At 38.2% G+C, this 14,090-nt stretch carries 16 protein-coding genes; 5 read left to right on the top strand and 11 right to left on the bottom strand.

Annotated elements, in window-relative coordinates; genetic code table 11:
• Positions 1-31 precede the first annotated feature (31 nt).
• The 5 genes from J2S77_RS08870 to J2S77_RS08850 all read right to left on the bottom strand — a co-directional run bounded on the left by J2S77_RS08870 (position 32) and on the right by J2S77_RS08850 (position 3,997).
• Complete coding sequence (locus J2S77_RS08870) at positions 32-904, bottom strand: DNA-3-methyladenine glycosylase family protein (RefSeq protein ID WP_306976563.1); 873 nt, start codon at positions 902-904, stop codon at positions 32-34.
• 82 nt (positions 905-986) lie between these two features.
• A complete protein-coding gene (pdaA, locus tag J2S77_RS08865) occupies positions 987-1,766 on the bottom strand; it encodes a delta-lactam-biosynthetic de-N-acetylase (RefSeq protein WP_306976561.1) in 780 nt (259 codons plus the stop codon).
• A 254-nt stretch (positions 1,767-2,020) separates the two neighbouring features.
• Positions 2,021-3,334: a Na+/H+ antiporter family protein gene (locus tag J2S77_RS08860; RefSeq protein ID WP_306976559.1), complete on the bottom strand. Its 1,314-nt coding sequence runs from the start codon at positions 3,332-3,334 to the stop codon at positions 2,021-2,023.
• 116 nt (positions 3,335-3,450) lie between these two features.
• On the bottom strand, positions 3,451-3,603 hold the full coding sequence (locus J2S77_RS08855; protein WP_306976557.1) for an SE1561 family protein: 153 nt from the start codon (positions 3,601-3,603) through the stop codon (positions 3,451-3,453).
• Position 3,604: 1 nt separating this feature from the next.
• On the bottom strand, positions 3,605-3,997 hold the full coding sequence (locus J2S77_RS08850; protein WP_306976556.1) for an OsmC family protein: 393 nt from the start codon (positions 3,995-3,997) through the stop codon (positions 3,605-3,607).
• A gap of 95 nt (positions 3,998-4,092) precedes the next feature.
• Between J2S77_RS08850 and J2S77_RS08845 the strand changes: the two genes are divergently transcribed.
• On the top strand, positions 4,093-5,259 hold the full coding sequence (locus J2S77_RS08845) for an MFS transporter (protein ID WP_306976555.1): 1,167 nt from the start codon (positions 4,093-4,095) through the stop codon (positions 5,257-5,259).
• Between the two features lie 45 nt (positions 5,260-5,304).
• Here the strand turns inward: J2S77_RS08845 and J2S77_RS08840 are convergent, their stop codons facing one another.
• Genes J2S77_RS08840 through J2S77_RS08830 form a run of 3 tightly spaced genes read right to left on the bottom strand, consistent with a single transcriptional unit; the run spans position 5,305 to position 6,905 of the window.
• Positions 5,305-6,135 (bottom strand): YihY/virulence factor BrkB family protein, encoded by an 831-nt coding sequence (locus tag J2S77_RS08840; RefSeq protein ID WP_306976552.1) that lies wholly within the window; start codon positions 6,133-6,135, stop codon positions 5,305-5,307.
• Between the two features lie 9 nt (positions 6,136-6,144).
• Positions 6,145-6,414, bottom strand: a complete 270-nt coding sequence (locus J2S77_RS08835; RefSeq protein ID WP_306976551.1) for a hypothetical protein — start codon at positions 6,412-6,414, stop codon at positions 6,145-6,147.
• A 20-nt stretch (positions 6,415-6,434) separates the two neighbouring features.
• On the bottom strand, positions 6,435-6,905 hold the full coding sequence (locus J2S77_RS08830) for a low molecular weight protein-tyrosine-phosphatase (protein WP_306976548.1): 471 nt from the start codon (positions 6,903-6,905) through the stop codon (positions 6,435-6,437).
• Positions 6,906-7,073: 168 nt separating this feature from the next.
• On the opposite strand from J2S77_RS08830, the gene J2S77_RS08825 reads away from it, so the two are divergent.
• On the top strand, positions 7,074-7,901 hold the full coding sequence (locus J2S77_RS08825; RefSeq protein ID WP_306976547.1) for an HAD family hydrolase: 828 nt from the start codon (positions 7,074-7,076) through the stop codon (positions 7,899-7,901).
• Here J2S77_RS08825 and J2S77_RS08820 read toward each other — a convergent pair whose 3' ends face one another.
• On the bottom strand, positions 7,902-8,627 hold the full coding sequence (locus tag J2S77_RS08820) for a YkgJ family cysteine cluster protein (RefSeq protein ID WP_306976546.1): 726 nt from the start codon (positions 8,625-8,627) through the stop codon (positions 7,902-7,904). It abuts the gene before it with no gap.
• Between the two features lie 200 nt (positions 8,628-8,827).
• Here J2S77_RS08820 and J2S77_RS08815 point away from each other — a divergent pair, with 200 nt between their 5' ends.
• From J2S77_RS08815 to J2S77_RS08805, 3 genes are all read left to right on the top strand, one after another.
• Entirely contained in the window at positions 8,828-8,959 is a 132-nt protein-coding gene (locus tag J2S77_RS08815; protein ID WP_306976545.1) for a DUF2639 domain-containing protein, read from the top strand.
• A gap of 124 nt (positions 8,960-9,083) precedes the next feature.
• Positions 9,084-10,091 carry a rod-share determining protein MreBH gene (gene mreBH / locus J2S77_RS08810; protein WP_306976544.1) on the top strand — a complete coding sequence of 336 codons (1,008 nt, stop codon included), beginning with the start codon at positions 9,084-9,086 and terminating at the stop codon, positions 10,089-10,091.
• A gap of 261 nt (positions 10,092-10,352) precedes the next feature.
• Entirely contained in the window at positions 10,353-11,861 is a 1,509-nt protein-coding gene (locus J2S77_RS08805) for a potassium/proton antiporter (protein ID WP_306976542.1), read from the top strand.
• Between the two features lie 131 nt (positions 11,862-11,992).
• Here J2S77_RS08805 and J2S77_RS08800 read toward each other — a convergent pair whose 3' ends face one another.
• Positions 11,993-12,250 carry a hypothetical protein gene (locus J2S77_RS08800; protein WP_306976539.1) on the bottom strand — a complete coding sequence of 86 codons (258 nt, stop codon included), beginning with the start codon at positions 12,248-12,250 and terminating at the stop codon, positions 11,993-11,995.
• Between the two features lie 69 nt (positions 12,251-12,319).
• Entirely contained in the window at positions 12,320-13,981 is a 1,662-nt protein-coding gene (locus tag J2S77_RS08795; protein WP_306976538.1) for a sensor domain-containing protein, read from the bottom strand.
• Between the last annotated feature and the right edge of the window lie 109 nt (positions 13,982-14,090).

The raw sequence follows: 14,090 nt of genomic DNA, 5'->3' as shown, positions 1-14,090 counted from the left end.
CAAATGATTATTCATTCGCCTCTGTCTTTTTTTATCCTTCAATACTCCGCCAAAGCGTCAATGCTGCATAACTTCGATAAGGTGACCAATCCTCTGCAGCCGCTTCAATTTCTGCTTTCTTCGGTTTTTCTTCTCGTTTCCATGCGTGTTTAAGCGCATTTTGAATGCCAATATCAGCAGCTGGGAAGAGATCTTCGCGTCCGAGTGCGAATAATAACCAATTTTGGACAGTCCAAGGGCCAACACCACGGACTTTTCCAAGCGATTTCATTACCTCTTGATTAGTCTTTTTCGCCATTCCTGGTAAATCTAATTCACCATTCACAATCGCACGTGACGTGTCAATTACGTATTCAGCTTTTCGCTGACTGAACTGAAGATCAGTTAAGTCCTGATAATCTAGTTGCGCAACTGTTTCAGGTGTTGGATAAAACCAGGCGCCATCCATCTTTTCACCGAATTTCTGTACGAATCGCGTTGATAGTGTATAAGCAAACTTCATATTTAGTTGCTGGTGGATGATGACTTTCATTAATGAATCATATAAGGCAAAGTCGCGGACAATGGGTGTGCCAGGATAAACGAGGAATAATCTCGCTAATCGTGTATCTTCAAAGAAGTCGACAACGTCTTGTAGATCACGGTCCCACTGAAATAAATTACGGATATGTTCAAAGATAACATCTTGTTCTTCATCATAATCGGACATCACAGAAAAGACCGGTTTTTCAGTCGTCCCTTCACCCTTAACACGGACAACACACTGATCCCCATTTTCCAATCTGACAGGTACATCCACCCATCGTTCGCGTAAATTTACGTTAATTAGTGGATCCATATTTAAACGTTGGAGTGAATAATCAAAATCATATAACCCCGCTGCATGGTAGTACTCTTTCCACATCGTGACCTCTCCCTTTATTGTGTGGTTGCTTCAATACATACAGTTTACAACTTTACATACCCTTTTCGCAAAAAAATTGACTCTATCCAAAAGGCACGTATTTTTGCCAGACGAGGTCATTTAGTGATTCAAATTGATAGCCTCGTTCCCGTAATTCATCAATTAAGTGACTAAGTGCTTCAGCATTATCTTCTGTGACCGTATGCATAAGCATAATCGCACCTGGATGAACCTGTTTCAGTACATCATCGAGGGCTTGTTGCCAGCTGTTTTGCTGACTTTCTTCCCAGTCAACTAACGAAACAGACCAGAAGACGTTCGTATAACCAAGCTCATCGGTTAATTTTAACGTTCGTTCGCTAAAAACGCCTTTGGCAGGACGGAAATACGTGACATGTTGTTGATCAGTTGTTTCTTTAATTTTATCATCCAACCGCTTTAAATCTTGTCGAATTTCCTCTTCGCTCGCCTTCGTGTAGTCGAGGTGGTCATCAGAGTGATTCCCGATTATGTGCCCGTCGTCCACCATTCGCTCAACTAATTCAGGTTGATCATCAATATAATGACCTGATAAGAAGAATGTAGCAGGAACTTGTTTGTCTTTTAATACATCAAGCATTTGTTCCATATAACCTAACTCATAGCCACTATCGAAAGTTAAATAAATGGTCTTATCAGAACCATCGCCCATATAAAAACCATTATATTTCTCGATTAAAGGTCCATAAAAACCTAAGTCAGGTGGTTCTTCGTTATATTGTTTTTTATAGCCATAACCATATGATTCATTTGAAATTTCTTCAGCTTGAATAAGTGGTGACCATAAGATCAGACTAAGTATGATCAGTATTATTTTTTTCATGAAAAATCCTCCCAATTGTTGCGTACTATTATTAATTTGCCATGATTTAACGAAATTTATAATTGGAAGGTTTCTCCGCATCTCAGCCAAAACCTCAATTGTTAAACAATCCGCTAACATTGTTTAACAATTTGGCCATAATATTAAACAATGATGCTCAATTATGAGACAAAGTGAGGGGATTGTTTAACAGTCCCCTCACTTTGTCTAACAATTTAAAACCTCCCCTTTATCACAAGGGGAGGTTGCATGATTTATAGCATTACAGCACCAATTAGACCGAAGATAAAAATCGGAATATTGAAGTGTAGGAAAGTAGGAACACATGTATCCCAAATATGATCATGCTTACCGTCCATATTCAGTCCTGCTGTTGGACCGAGCGTACTGTCTGATGCCGGGCTACCTGCGTCACCTAATGCACCAGCGGTACCAATTAAGACCGCAATCGCAAGAGGAGAAAAGCCAGCAGCTGTCGCAATCGGTACATATAAAACTGCTAAAATTGGAATCGTACCGAATGACGTTCCAATCCCCATCGTAATGAAAAGTCCGACGAGTAATAAAACAGTAGCAATAATCCAAGGATTGCCTTCTAACATGCCAGATGACGCGTCAACTAACGCTTCAACTGAACCTGTCTCTTCTAACACACCAGCAAATCCTGATGCCGCAAGCATAATAAAGGCAATCATCCCCATCATACTTATACCGCGACTCATGACGTTTTCAATTTGGCGATACGGTACAGCAACAAGTAAGAACATTAAGACTAAGCCAGTTAAGGCACCTAACACCATTTCTTCTGTAGCCCACTGAACACCTAACGCAGCGAAAATCGCGATAATCGTCATCGCATGCTTTAACTCAAATTTAAACGGCGTATCATCATCGTCTTCTATGTCACTTGGTTGCCCTTTCGGCTCAATTTGACTGTAATCACGTTTTTTCCGGTACGTAATTCCGAGTGCAATAATTAAACCAAGAAGCATACCTGAACCAGGCACAATCATGGCTTGAGTGACACTACCTAAGGTAATATCTATCCCATTTTCGGCCATATTATCACGAACAATTCCTTGGAAAATAAGTCCAAATCCAAATGGCAATGTTATATACGGCGCTTTCAAACCAAACGTTAATGCCGTTGCTACACCACGTCGGTCAATTTGCATTCGATCAAATAATGCAAGTAATGGTGGAATTAAAATTGGAATAAAGGCGATGTGCACTGGCACAACGTTTTGCGATAAAGACGCAATCAAAGCGATTAAGACCATTAGAGCGACACGTTGACCAGACATCACACTACGCAATCCTTGAACAAGTCCTTTCGTAATTCCAGTTAGCGAGATCGCAATCGCAAATCCACCAAGTAATACATAGCTCAAGGCTGTATTCGCACTACCACCCATATTCGATGTAAAAATCGACACAATCTCTGTGAATGGTAACCCAGCTATTAAACCAGCTGACATAGCAGAAATGACAATCGCTAAAAGAACATTAACTTTTAATAAACTTAAAACACTCATTAATATAACAGATATTATAACTGCAATAGCCATCGTTTCGTTCTCCCTTTCTTTTATTTCATTATCACATTAACACTTTATCACGATAAAACATGCTATTTAAAAAATCAACCCCCTCTCATAAAAAATTTATGCGGGAGTTGATCTTTTTATTGCTTGAGTTTGTCTTCCATTTCATTTAACAATTTTAAATAACGATCGACATCCTCAACAGTCAATTGTTCAGGATCAGCTGTTTCAATTTGATCAAGCAAGTGCTGTAACCTTGCTTTCACAGATTCTAAATGATTCTCGTCTGTCATGCTACGACTCCTTCTCAATCGCTTCAACTGTCTCATTGACTTCAATCGTTGGAACGACAGATTGAACCATTGAGCAGTTTTTGGAAGCTGTTTCTAAGCTTTTTTGTAGTTTTGACTCGTTCAAATTACTGCCGACTACTTTAAAGTGTAAGTGAACTTTTTCGATTTTATTCACGGCATCTTCACTACGTTCTACATCCGCTTTAATCGTCATTTCATCATAATCGACCTTCTGTTTGCCTAAAATACGTTTATAAACAAGTGCACTACAGCCCGCTAATGATGATACCATGAGTTGAAATGGACGAAAACCATCATCTTCATCACCAGAAATCGTCAGTTGCTCATACGGTAAATCAGTTGTAATATGTTGATCTGTTACATTAAATTTCATGATAATACACTCCTTTGTTCCTTGTTTGTCCGACTTTTATTTTAACACGATATTACGATACAATAACAACATCTTGTTTTTTAGGAGGTTATCTCATGTCAACGCGCCAACGATTTGCTGTACTCGTTGCGTTAGTTGGTATTTCCGGCTTTTCGCAAGGGATGTTACTTCCACTAATTTCTGTCTTATTAGAAAGTGAAGGTATCTCATCAACGCTTAATGGTTTACATGCCACGGCCTTATATATTGGTATTTTAATTATTTCACCATTTTTGGAACCACCACTTCGCAAGTATGGCTATAAACCAATGATTTTAGCAGGTGGAGCGCTCGTCTTTTCATCGATCTTTTTCTTCACTATTTGGGAATCAATTTGGTTTTGGTTTATCCTGCGTTTACTCGTTGGTGTAGGGGATAATATTTTACACTTCGGAACGCAAACGTGGATCACAACGACCACACCAGAATTCAAGCGAGGTCGGTCTATTGCAATATACGGTTTATCATTCGGTTTAGGCTTTACAGTAGGGCCTCTCATGACGCCTTTAGTTGAAATTAATCCAGCACTTCCGTTTATTGCAAGCTCTCTTTTATGTGTCATCGTCTGGTCATTCATGTTCTGGGTGAAAAACGAGTTGCCCGAGTCTGATGGTGATGTACAAGTGACGACAACCAATACGACCAAACGTTTCCAAGATGCGATGAAATATGCCTGGATCGCTTTATTAGCGCCGTTTACATATGGCTTTTTAGAAACGACGTTGCACAGTAATTTTCCAGTTTATGCGATGCGACTTGGTCATGATGTTTCAACCATTTCTTATATCATCCCATTTTTCGCTGCGGGGAGCATCATTTCACAAATTCCGCTTGGTATTTTAAGCGATCGAATCGGTCGCCCTATTGTGCTGAAAAGCGTGCTTCTTGGTGGTAGTATCACCTTTATTGGAGCCACCTTTATTGAGCAGTCCGTAATTGGTTTGATCATAAGTTTCGCGATTGCTGGCATGTTAGTTGGTTCTCTTTATTCATTAGGTGTTTCTTATATGACCGACTTACTTCCTAACACACTGTTACCAGCAGGGAATATCTTGTGTGGTGTCATGTTCAGTTTTGGCAGTATTGCAGGACCTTTATTGGGTGGTGGTTTTATCGACTACTTGCCACAATTCAGCTTTTTCTATGTGATTGTCTTGTTTATTATTCTAATTTTCATCTTAATGACCGTTCACTCTTTTATCGCTCGAAGACCCTCAACATAAAACAAATCCCTCGGTTATAGCCAAATAACCGAGGGATTCTTATGATTAACGGAATAAAAACCGCCGTTTATGAATATTTAAAATCGCATTAACCTCGCCACCAATTAGGATCATCATGCCTGATAAAAAAAGCCAAATCATTAAAATGATCACACCAGCTAAACTGCCGTACGTTGCTGAATAAGCAGCGAAGTTTGTCACGTAATAAGAAAAACCGAGTGATACTAACTGCCAACCTAACATAGCAACTATAGCACCAGGTAGTGCATGTCTGATTTTGACCCTTACATTAGGAGCTAGTATATATAACAATGTTAACACGAAGATCATCATTAGTGCAGATACAACCCAGCGAAAAGTCTCCCATGTCGCTAAAAAAGCTTCTGACGCGCCTAAGAAAGAGAAAATATATTCACCAATTAGTCGGCCAAAAATCGGTAATGCTAAAGCAACCGCAATGGCTAAAACGAGTAAGATCGTTAATAAAATTGATAATCCCCGCGCTACAAAAAAGGAACGCTCCTCTTCTATTTCATACGCTCGATTGAACGCGCGCATTAAGCCATTAACACCAATCGAGGCAGACCAAATCGTACCAATAATACCGAGCGATAATAAGCCACCGTTTTGGTCTTGCATCAATTGATTAATATTGCTATTCACTAGCGACATCGTATCTCCTGGCAGATATGAATCAACTAAATCAAACACCTGCTGTTCATTGATGGGTAAGAAACCCAGTAATGTTAATAAGAAAATTAAAAACGGTAATAAAGACAATAGAAAGAAATAAGCTAGGCTTGCTGCTAACGTTGGAATCTCATCATCTTGAAAATGTTGAAACAACTCTTTCCAAAACGTCTTCTCAAAAACCACGCACGTCACCTACTGTCCGTTTTTGTCTTCAATTCGTTCGTCAATTTTGCGTTCAACTTGATCTAACTGTTGAACGAATTTATCCATATTAACCATAATATCATTCAACTTCATTCGTAATTGTTTAACGGAGTCAGAAGGATGCTGATAAACTTGCTTCATCTTACTTGTTGCTTGTTTGGAACAATCCATGACGTGTTGACGTTCATCTCTTTGAATTAAACTTAATAAAAATCCTGTTAGCGCTCCAAATACAATTCCTTTTTGCCATAATCGCATCTTAATAACCTCCTAGTATTTTAAAGTTCTTTTTCTGCTAGTATATCATCTAATAAATGCTTGCAGGCCCTTGAAACTAAATCATACGTATAATCGAACCCGCCTTCAAAATAAGGATCAGGTACATCCTTCACGCCTTCTTCTGGTAAGTAATCTAGTAATTTCTTGATTGTTGGCTTACTTGAACCATTATGTCTTAGTTTTACATTACTCAAGTTACTTTCGTCCATCACAATCATGTAGTCAAAATGAACATAATCATTTTCATTCAGCTGTCTTCCCGTTAGACCGTTGGCATTAATGCCGTGTAGCTTTAGCTGCTCTAGAGTCTCCTTATGTGGTGGTTCACCAATATGATAATCACTAGTGCCAGCTGAATCGACGACGAAATGTTCATCTAATCCCTTTTGACTGACTAAATTCGCAAAAACAGCCTCAGCCATTGGCGAACGGCAAATATTACCTAAGCAAATAAATAATACCTTAATCAAATCTTCATCACCTACAATACCTTATTGTCTTATATTCTAATATAATAACCTTTTACAGTATACCTTAAACCTTTTCGTCACTCCATCCATGAAAAATTATTGCTAGACTTAAGTTGATGTTAGAATACTATGATAGAATGATAATAAATCTTTGAATGGGGTGACCATATGAATCGAGCATTTATCGAAGAACATAATTTAATGATTTTCGACCTTGATGGCACACTTTATGAAGGTCGAGAGCATTTTCGACTACATACTAATAATCTTAAAGCTTACCTAGACACAACGGAGCAGCACCAATTTGAAACTATTTATGAGCAGGTATTAAATGGTCATCATCACTTACAAATTGGGAAAATCTACGACGGAAAACGTGATTTGATTTGGACATGGGATCCTTTTACCACCGAATTAACCGAGGCGAAAGACTGGGATGGAAACCTCGTTACCGTAAGCGATGTACCAGAATATATTCCAGCTAAAGAGTTCGATTTTTCCAATTGGGTACCTATTGGCGATGGCTGGTGGCCACCTTACGCAATCGCGCGCCATTTTGGGCTATCTCCCGAAACAATCCAAGCTTCCTATAACAAGACTAAAAAACAAATGTCTGAACTCGATGGATTCTTGCAGCAAACGCCAGGATTGAAAGATTACCTAGCCTCTATTGTAAACGATTATACATTGATCGTTTGCACGAACAGTGATGAAGTTGACGCTCAACGATTATTAGAGTTTCTGGAACTTGAAGAATATTTTACAGAGTTAATTCCAAGTGCCAAAAAACCAGTTTATAGCAAAGCCATCTTTGAAGATGTTTTACATCGCTATCAAGTTGCACCGGAGAAAGCTATTTCAATCGGCGACAATTTCATGAATGAAATCGCCCCAGCTCTTCAATTAGGAATGTCAGCATTATGGCTAACAGATACGCAAGTAAAACCAGTCGATGACAATCGATTAAAACTAGTCGAAACGTTAAGCAACCTTTAATTAAGAAGATTCTTCAATCCATTCTCTTAAAAATACTGGCAGAAGATTGTATTCAAAAATATCATCTGGATAATCGATGACACCGTCGTACTCTGTCGCAATGTCCTGAGCTAATTCATTTAAATTGCCCATGTAATCTTGGTAAAGAAATTCGAAGCTCACCGTTTCTTCTGGCACAAGATTATGTTCGCAAATTTTCGGATCCATATAATTGACATACGTACGACAAGGAAGCGGTCGTGATTCATAGGCTAGGCATGTATTTGTTTCAGTGTCTAATAAGGGGCATGGTAACCATTGTTTACGGTAATCAAATTTAAACTGTTCATCGTCGAAATCAAGCGATTCAACATGTGCTAATTTGTCTTGATACGTGTCGAAATACTGCTTCAAATGCGCTTTAATATGCTCTCGACGCTCTGGTTCCATTTGATTAATCGCTGTTTTTAATAAATCTGCTTCTAGTCTCGTGACAATAATCGGAAAATAACAGCAAAACGCACAGCCCATGAAACAGGTCGGTGACATTCCCATATGATGATCCATTTGGTTCATTTGAACCGATACTTCACCTAGTAATTTATGGTAACCAGCTACAAGTTGATCTTTCGGTTGTTTATAAGTTTTGGCTTCATCTTGTTTCGCTTCAAATTCTCCTTCATCTAATTCGTAGGTTTGGAGCGTTTCAAGACGGTTTTGCACGTCTTTAAGTGAGCGGTGTGACATAATATTAACCTTTCTAAACTTTATTATTTTCATCGACATGAATTCATGTTATAGTTTATTTTGGTGCTTGATTTGTTTTCATTATAACGAATCAAACAACACAATACCTAATAAATTCTACGGTTAACACTTTTGTCTGTAAAGTTTTGATGGTAGAATTATCTCTGCATACTTTTAACGTGAAGAAGGAGGGCTTGATCATGTACGTAGGCACAAAAGGTTGGTACGTATCTGAGCTTAAGAAATTAGGCATTAGCAATTATGAAGGTCGTAAAATAGAGAAATATGACGCATCTACACTTGCAAACGTGTTACAAAGCAAGCAAAAGTAAAATGTTACAGAGGTCAGAGCCTCTGTAATTTTTTTGTCAAATTTTCTTAAACGCATAGGTTCATAAATCATGATACACTTACGAAATGTATAGGTAGATTAAAAATAGAGATGGAGGCATCATCATGTTTGCAAACGCAGAAATAGGAATCGACTTAGGGACTGCAAACCTGTTAATATATAGTAAAAGTAAAGGTGTCGTCTTTAATGAACCATCTGTTGTTGCCGTTGATTCACAAACTGGTAACGTTTTAGCAGTGGGACATGAAGCGAAAGATATGATTGGTAAAACACCTGCCAATATTACATCAATTCGCCCTTTAAAAGATGGTGTGATTGCGGATTATGAAGTCACATCACAAATGTTGAGTGAAATGTTGAAAAAAGTTAGTAAGAAACTAGGCATGTCGATGCGTAAACCGAATGTCATTGTTTGTGCACCAACCGGATCAACTTCCGTTGAGCGTCGTGCAATTGAGAATGCGATTAAAGAATACGGGGCAAAACAAGTCCATATCATTGAAGAACCACTCGCAGCAGCTATTGGAGCAGGTCTACCAGTAGACGAACCAATCTCAAGTGTTGTTGTTGATATTGGTGGGGGCACAAGTGAGGTCGCCATTATTTCTTTCGGTGGTGTCGTTTCTGCACAGTCCATTCGCGTTGGCGGTGACCATATTGACTCAGCAATTATTCAATATGTTCGTAAACAATATAATGTGCTTATTGGTGAACGAACGGCTGAAAACATTAAAACAGAAATTGGATATGCTCTCGTTGAACACGAACCTGTTATTATTGAGGTCCGTGGACGTGATCTAGTCGCAGGACTGCCTAAGACTGTGACATTGGATTCACATGAAATTCAATCAGCTATTCGTGAAACACTCGAAAACATTTTACAAGCCATTAAAGCAACACTTGAGAATTGCCCACCTGAATTAAGCGGTGATATTGTCGACCAAGGTATTACTGTAACTGGCGGTGGCGCTTTGTTAAATGGCATGTCTGAGTGGTTATCAAGCGAAGTTGATGTTCCTGTTCACATTGCTGAAAACCCACTTGAGTGTGTTGCAGTTGGAACTGGTAAATCACTACAAATGATTCACAAATTACAAAAAGCAAATAAATAAACGCTGTACAATCCCTACAAAATGATTTTTGTGGGGATTTATTTATCTAATCAATAGCTCTAACACTTGAAAAGATTTAGTTTTAGTTATATACACCGTGCTCCTCTCTTCTCGCTCTATAGCCTATGAGTTGCTTAATGATACACATGAATACTCAAGTAAATGTTTACAATATAAGAGCCTTATCCGATCTACAGCACATCTCACGATAAATTGTCACACTTATGATAAAATTATATTAGTAGTCAAAGGGGGTAGGCGATGTTTTTACAATCTTTCGGTAATGACGGCATTATTTTCCTCGCCGCATTATTGCTTCTTAGCGGTATTATTGCTGCTAAATTCTCTAGCCGCTTAGGCCTCCCGTCACTCGTTCTCTTTATTGCTGTTGGAATGATTATTGGTAGTGATGGTTTAGGTATTATTTATTTCGATGATGTAGAAATGGCACAACTCATCGGTATTCTCGCACTTATTATCATTTTATTTGAAGGTGGTCTACAAACGAAGTGGTCAACGGTCCGCTCTGTAGCATTTTCTTCAATTTCCCTTGCCACATTAGGTGTACTTGCGACAGCTATGCTAACAGGGGTGTCTGTTTACTTTGTACTCGACGTTTCTTGGCTTGAGGCCTTTCTATTCGGGGCAATCGTAGGCTCGACAGATGCTGCTGCCGTATTTGCGACATTAAAAGAACGAAACATTAAAGCTAAAATGGGCGCCACTCTCGAGGCAGAGTCAGGTACAAACGACCCAATGGCGATTTTCTTAACTCTCATGTTCATTGAATTGATTACCAATGAAAGCACTAGTTTCTGGTTAATGATTCCTTCCTTCTTCTGGCAAATGGGAATAGGGCTCGCTTTAGGTCTTGTATTTGGTAAATTAGGTTCATTAGCTATTAATCGAATCAACTTAGAATCAGGAGGCCTTTATCCAGTCCTAGCGATTGCATTTGCATTAATAACTTATAGTACCGCTTCAGTCATTGATTCAAGTGGTTTTCTTGCTGTTTACGTGGCAGCACTTGTGATTGGTAACTCTGAACTTACTTATCGCTATTCTATTTTCCAATTTAATGAAGGAATTGCTTGGACCGCTCAAATCATGATGTTTATTATCTTGGGGCTTTTATCTTTTCCAGAACAAGTCTTTCATCCAAGTAATATTTTCGCAGGTCTAGCCATTTCATTCGTGCTTATTTTTATTGCAAGACCTATTGCTGTTTTCATTTCAACTGTCTGGCTCAATTACAAATTCCGCGAAAGGTTATTCCTATCGTGGGCAGGTTTACGCGGGGCTGTACCGATTGTTTTAGCGACATTTCCAATTGTGGCTGGAATTAATGGGGCAGATGAATTTTTTAATATCATATTTTTCGTTGTCTTAACATCCGCATTAGTACAAGGTTCTACCATATCTTATGTAGCAGAAAAACTTGGCTTAATGGGACCTAAGAAAGACACACCACACCATTCAATCGAGCTTGTATCGATTGCTAAGGCGAATGCTGACATGGTCCAATTCCAAACGAACCGTGATAATGCAATCGTCGGTTATAAATTACATGAAATCGATTTTCCTCAAAAGGCTTCAATTGCAGCTATAGTAAGAGGCGATGATCTCGTCACACCATATGGTGACACCGAGATTAAAGCTGGCGACTTTTTATACATCCTCGTATCTAAACGAGAGCATGCCGACCTAATGAAGTTACTTAATCAAAAAATTAGTGGCCCTCAAAAAAGTAAACGTAAAACGAAAAAATAAGCAAGCGACACCAATCCGTGTCGCTTGCTTATTATATAGGGAGATATTTACGAGCTCTATTGGTAATATAACACGCGTTGATCATCATTGTGGTTACACAAAAATTAATTATATATGACAAATGTTACAATTTACAAAATAATTAAAATAGTAACGATGAAGCCAAGCACAATCACAAATAAGCCAATATAAATTTTAATTAAATTAGGTATGTTCTTCCTTAGTGATTCTGTTTCATATTGCTGGGATTGTTGAATCTCATCTTCAGCCGTCACGCCTCGTTGTTCACGACTCTCTATTTCACGATTTTGCTGTTTCGCCACTTGAAGCGTCATGACTAAGGCAATGACGAATAACACAGCTAACAGTAACAAGGTAATCCAAAGCATTCTCCATTTCCCCTTTCTTGCTGCCATTATAGCATTTAAAAAAGAAAAGACGGTCTAAACCGTCTCTAATTAGTCTACTGTCATTAATTGATACGTATCTTTCCCAAGTGCTTTCGCTCCATATAACGCGTTATCAGCCATTTTGATTAAATCTTCATCAGTGATTTGATCATGATTTGGAAAAACAATCCCTATACTTGTTGTTAAATTGACAACCTTATTATCAATATACCAATTACCTTCTAGTGTGTCTTGAATCCGTCTAACGACCTGAATGACATCATCTTCTGAGTGAAGCCCTGTAAGTAATGCTATAAATTCGTCTCCACCCATTCGGGCAACTAAATCGCCGTCTCGTAAATTGGACTCAATCCGTCTGCCAAACTCCTTAATCACTTCATCACCAAAATCATGTCCATGTGTATCATTGATAGGTTTAAAATCATCAATATCAAACATGAGAACAGCAAATTGTTCCTCACCACGGTCTTCACTTAAGTAATCAAGCATTTTCTGTTTAAATTTACGGCGGTTAGGCAAATTAGTTAACGGATCATGATAAGCAAATGATTTCAATTCGTCTTCATAGGCTTTACGCTCAGAAATATTTCGGGTAACAACGATCATTTGGTAAAAATGACCATTTTCATCAAATATCGGCTTCGCCTGTAACTCGAACCACAACCAATCTCCGTTTATATGTTGTTGACGGAAATCCATCGCAATCGGCTGAGCCTTTCGCTTAGCATGATCAAAAGCATTCAAAATGCGACTACCATCTTCTTCATGAAGTTTATGCAAGAGTGATTCTCCAATAAATTGATCTTCTGAATAACCTAAAATAGTTCTATACGATGGGGAGGCGTATTGAATAATGCCATGATCATCTACAAGCGTAATTAAATCATGAGAACTTTCAGCAATTAATTGGAAACGTTCTTGATTCTTCATTAGAGTCCGCTCAGCATGTCTTTGTTCTGTGATATCTTTTAGGATCACATAAACTCCGACAACTTCTTCTTCCACAATGATTGGTGTCATTTTAATATCTATATCTAGTTGATAACCATTAAAACTTGTATTTAACTCAAAAGATTGAGCCTGTTTTTCTAACACCATTTCGAACGCCGCAAATCCATATTTACGTTGTTCTTCGTCCGCAATAACAGTTGCTGGTTTCCCTAATAATTCCCCTCTATGATAACCTGTCAATTGTTCAAAGGCTCGATTCACTTCTAACATTATACCTTCTAAATCTACCGAAACAATTGCATCAGTATTATCAGAAAACAATGATTTATAGCGCTGTTCACTTAGTTGAATATGACGTTTGGACTGTTCTTTTGCTAACTCAGCATGTCGATAATCCGTAATATCACGCACAGAAGCAAGGATGTGAGTACACTCACCATCTTCATTTACTAATGGCATTAATGTTGTTTCACTAATTAATTCATTGTGACTAGTCGAATGAAAGTAATCCTCATATACTACTTTTTCATTCGATTCCGCTGCTTTTACATACTCAGGGTACATATTATAATAATGCTCTTCAGATAATACTTCTTGTAATTCTTTACCTATATCTTTATCAGTAATGCCTGTTTTCTCTTTAGCTAGATCATTAACCATTTCGTAATAGAATAGGGTATGACCCTCCACACGCATCAAGAAAATTAAATTGTCGAAGCCACTTTGAACAACTTGATTTAATAGCTGTTTATCTAGCATATAAATCCTCCAACAAACTAAACAATAGCTAGCCATAACAAACCAGCCTACATTCTAATAGTTATTACTACCTATTGTAAAACAAAATCTTTGAATTTGCTACCATTCG

The sequence above is a fragment of the Alkalibacillus salilacus genome (genome assembly GCF_030812915.1).
GTDB lineage: Bacteria > Bacillota > Bacilli > Bacillales > Alkalibacillaceae > Alkalibacillus > Alkalibacillus salilacus.
The sequence above is the reverse complement of the archived record's forward strand: the minus strand, read 5'-3'. Positions and strand labels throughout refer to the sequence as shown.

Excerpts from the sequence above, each read along its gene's own strand:
- J2S77_RS08855 (WP_306976557.1), bottom strand. The coding sequence starts at position 3,603 with ATGACAGACGAGAATCATTTAGAATCTGTGAAAGCAAGGTTACAGCAC.
- pdaA (WP_306976561.1), bottom strand. The coding sequence starts at position 1,766 with ATGAAAAAAATAATACTGATCATACTTAGTCTGATCTTATGGTCACCA.
- J2S77_RS08845 (WP_306976555.1), top strand. The coding sequence starts at position 4,093 with ATGTCAACGCGCCAACGATTTGCTGTACTCGTTGCGTTAGTTGGTATT.
- J2S77_RS08825 (WP_306976547.1), top strand. The coding sequence starts at position 7,074 with ATGAATCGAGCATTTATCGAAGAACATAATTTAATGATTTTCGACCTT.
- J2S77_RS08850 (WP_306976556.1), bottom strand. The coding sequence starts at position 3,997 with ATGAAATTTAATGTAACAGATCAACATATTACAACTGATTTACCGTAT.
- mreBH (WP_306976544.1), top strand. The coding sequence starts at position 9,084 with ATGTTTGCAAACGCAGAAATAGGAATCGACTTAGGGACTGCAAACCTG.
- J2S77_RS08800 (WP_306976539.1), bottom strand. The coding sequence starts at position 12,250 with ATGCTTTGGATTACCTTGTTACTGTTAGCTGTGTTATTCGTCATTGCC.
- J2S77_RS08815 (WP_306976545.1), top strand. The coding sequence starts at position 8,828 with ATGTACGTAGGCACAAAAGGTTGGTACGTATCTGAGCTTAAGAAATTA.
- J2S77_RS08835 (WP_306976551.1), bottom strand. The coding sequence starts at position 6,414 with ATGCGATTATGGCAAAAAGGAATTGTATTTGGAGCGCTAACAGGATTT.
- J2S77_RS08820 (WP_306976546.1), bottom strand. The coding sequence starts at position 8,627 with ATGTCACACCGCTCACTTAAAGACGTGCAAAACCGTCTTGAAACGCTC.
- J2S77_RS08805 (WP_306976542.1), top strand. The coding sequence starts at position 10,353 with ATGTTTTTACAATCTTTCGGTAATGACGGCATTATTTTCCTCGCCGCA.
- J2S77_RS08795 (WP_306976538.1), bottom strand. The coding sequence starts at position 13,981 with ATGCTAGATAAACAGCTATTAAATCAAGTTGTTCAAAGTGGCTTCGAC.
- J2S77_RS08870 (WP_306976563.1), bottom strand. The coding sequence starts at position 904 with ATGTGGAAAGAGTACTACCATGCAGCGGGGTTATATGATTTTGATTAT.
- J2S77_RS08860 (WP_306976559.1), bottom strand. The coding sequence starts at position 3,334 with ATGGCTATTGCAGTTATAATATCTGTTATATTAATGAGTGTTTTAAGT.